This is a genomic window from Streptomyces sp. NPDC048623 (genome assembly GCF_040650755.1).
Taxonomy (GTDB): domain Bacteria; phylum Actinomycetota; class Actinomycetes; order Streptomycetales; family Streptomycetaceae; genus Streptomyces.
The window spans coordinates 1-2645 of record NZ_JBEZHV010000055.1; the positions used below are offsets into that span (position 1 = coordinate 1).

Genomic DNA, 2645 nt, shown 5'->3' on the forward strand with positions numbered 1-2645 from the left:
GACGCGATGTTCTCCTACTGCCTGTCCGAGCCCGACGCCGGCTCGGACGCCGCCGGCATGAAGACCCGCGCCGTGCGCGACGGCGACTCCTGGGTCCTCAACGGTGTGAAGCGCTGGATCACCAACGCGGGCGTCTCCGAGTACTACACCGTGATGGCGGTCACCGACCCGGACAAGCGCTCCAAGGGCATCAGCGCCTTCGTCGTCGAGAAGAGCGACGAGGGCGTCTCCTTCGGCGCGCCGGAGAAGAAGCTCGGCATCAAGGGCTCCCCGACCCGCGAGGTCTACTTCGACAACGTCCGCATCCCCGCCGACCGCATGATCGGCGCCGAGGGCACCGGCTTCGCCACCGCGATGAAGACCCTCGACCACACCCGCATCACCATCGCCGCCCAGGCCCTCGGCATCGCCCAGGGCGCCCTCGACTACGCCAAGGGCTACGTCAAGGAACGCAAGCAGTTCGGCAAGCCCATCGCCGACTTCCAGGGCGTCCAGTTCATGCTCGCCGACATGGCCATGAAGCTCGAAGCCGCCCGCCAGCTCACCTACGCCGCCGCCGCCAAGTCCGAGCGCGTCGACAACGACCTCACCTTCTTCGGCGCCGCCGCCAAGTGCTTCGCCTCCGACGTCGCCATGGAGGTCACCACCGACGCCGTCCAGCTCCTCGGCGGCTACGGCTACACCCGCGACTACCCCGTCGAGCGCATGATGCGCGACGCCAAGATCACCCAGATCTACGAAGGCACCAACCAGGTCCAGCGCATCGTCATGGCCCGCAACCTCCCGTAACCCCCCGCTCGTTGAAAGGAGACAGGCCGTGACCCTGAAGATCGCTGTCTGTGTGAAGTACGTTCCCGACGCCTCCGGCGACCGCGGTTTCGCCGACGACCTGACCACCGACCGCGAAGAGGTCGACGGCCTCCTCTCGGAGCTCGACGAGTACGCGGTCGAGCAGGCGCTGCGGATCTCCGAGGAGGCGGACGACGCCGAGGTCACCGTGGTCACGGTCGGCCCGGACGACGCCACGGACGCGCTCCGCAAGGCGCTGTCGATGGGCGCCGACAAGGCCGTCCACGTCAACGACGAGGACATCCACGGCACCGACGTCATCGGCACCTCCGCGATCCTCGCCAAGGCCCTGGAGAAGACCGGTTTCGACCTGGTCGTCTGCGGCATGGCGTCGACCGACGGCACCATGGGCGTGCTGCCGGCGCTGCTCGCCGAGCGCCTGAACCTCCCGCAGATGACCCTGCTGTCCGAGGTCTCCGTCGAGGACGGTCTCGTGAAGGGCCGCCGCGACGGCGACGCCGCCAGCGAGCAGCTGGAGGCCCCGCTGCCGGCCGTCGTCTCGGTCACCGACCAGTCGGGCGAGGCCCGTTACCCCTCCTTCAAGGGGATCATGGCCGCCAAGAAGAAGCCGGTCGAGGAGCTGGACCTGGACGACCTCGGCATCGACGCCGACGAGGTCGGCCTCGGCGGCTCCTGGACCCTGGTCGAGTCGGTCACGGCCCGCCCGGCCCGCACCAAGGGCACGATCGTCACGGACGAGGGCGACGGCGGCAAGCAGCTCGCCGCCTTCCTGTCCGGCCAGAAGTTCATCTGACCCACCGTCACCACCCCTCAGGAGCAAGGAATCATGGCTGAGATCCTGGTTCTCGTGGACCACGCCGACGGTGCGGTCCGCAAGCCGGCCCTCGAACTGCTCACCCTGGCCCGCCGGATCGGCGAGCCGACGGCGGTCGTCCTCGGCGCCGGCGAGGCCGCGGCCTCGATCGCCGCGAAGGCCGGCGAGTACGGCGCGGCCACCGTGTACGTCGCGGACGGCGCCGAGTTCGCCGAGCAGCTCGTCGTGCCGAAGGTCGACGCGCTCACCCAGATCGCCAAGGACAAGGGCGTCGCCGCCGTCCTGGTGACCTCCTCGGGCGAGGGCAAGGAGATCGCGGCGCGCGTGGCGCTGCGGCTCGGCTCCGGCCTGATCACGGACGCGGTGGAGCTGGAGGCCGGCGAGAACGGCCCGGTCGCCACCCAGTCGGTGTTCGCCGCCTCGTACCAGGTGAAGTCGACCGTGTCGCACGGCGTCCCGGTCATCACCGTCAAGCCGAACTCGGCGGCCCCGGAGGCGGCTCCGGCCGCGGGCGCGGTCGAGAACGTGACGGTGGCCTTCACCGGCAACGCGGCCAAGGTCGTCTCCCGCACCGCGCGGGTCTCCACCGGCCGTCCGGAGCTGACCGAGTCGGCCATCGTGGTCTCCGGCGGCCGCGGTGTCGGCGCGGCCGAGGGCTTCGAGGTCGTCGAGAAGCTGGCCGACTCGCTCGGCGCGGCCGTCGGCGCCTCGCGCGCCGCGGTGGACGCGGGCTGGTACCCCCACTCCAACCAGGTCGGCCAGACCGGCAAGCAGGTCTCCCCGCAGCTGTACATCGCGGCGGGCATCTCCGGCGCGATCCAGCACCGGGCCGGTATGCAGACCTCGAAGACGATCGTGGCGGTCAACAAGGACCCGGAGGCCCCGATCTTCGACCTGGTCGACTACGGCGTGGTCGGCGACCTCTTCCAGGTGCTGCCGCAGCTGACGGACGAGATCGGCACCCGCTGACGCGAGCGAGAGGGGCGGGTGGCCCGCTACTCGCAGAACACCCACGTCGGCC

The 2645-nt window shown here is 70.4% G+C and carries 3 protein-coding genes; all 3 read left to right on the top strand.

Going from position 1 to position 2645, the window contains the following annotated elements; translation table 11 throughout:
* A partial coding sequence (locus AB0C73_RS35995; protein ID WP_362538156.1) for an acyl-CoA dehydrogenase family protein occupies positions 1–789 on the top strand: 789 nt, incomplete at its 5' end.
* Between the two features lie 28 nt (positions 790–817).
* Positions 818–1603: an electron transfer flavoprotein subunit beta/FixA family protein gene (locus AB0C73_RS36000; RefSeq protein ID WP_362538158.1), complete on the top strand. Its 786-nt coding sequence runs from the start codon at positions 818–820 to the stop codon at positions 1601–1603.
* Positions 1604–1636: 33 nt separating this feature from the next.
* Positions 1637–2593: an electron transfer flavoprotein subunit alpha/FixB family protein gene (locus AB0C73_RS36005; RefSeq protein WP_362538160.1), complete on the top strand. Its 957-nt coding sequence runs from the start codon at positions 1637–1639 to the stop codon at positions 2591–2593.
* Positions 2594–2645: the final 52 nt, after the last annotated feature.

Coding starts and splice junctions, on each gene's coding strand:
- AB0C73_RS36005 (WP_362538160.1), top strand. CDS start 1,637: ATGGCTGAGATCCTGGTTCTCGTGGACCACGCCGACGGTGCGGTCCGC.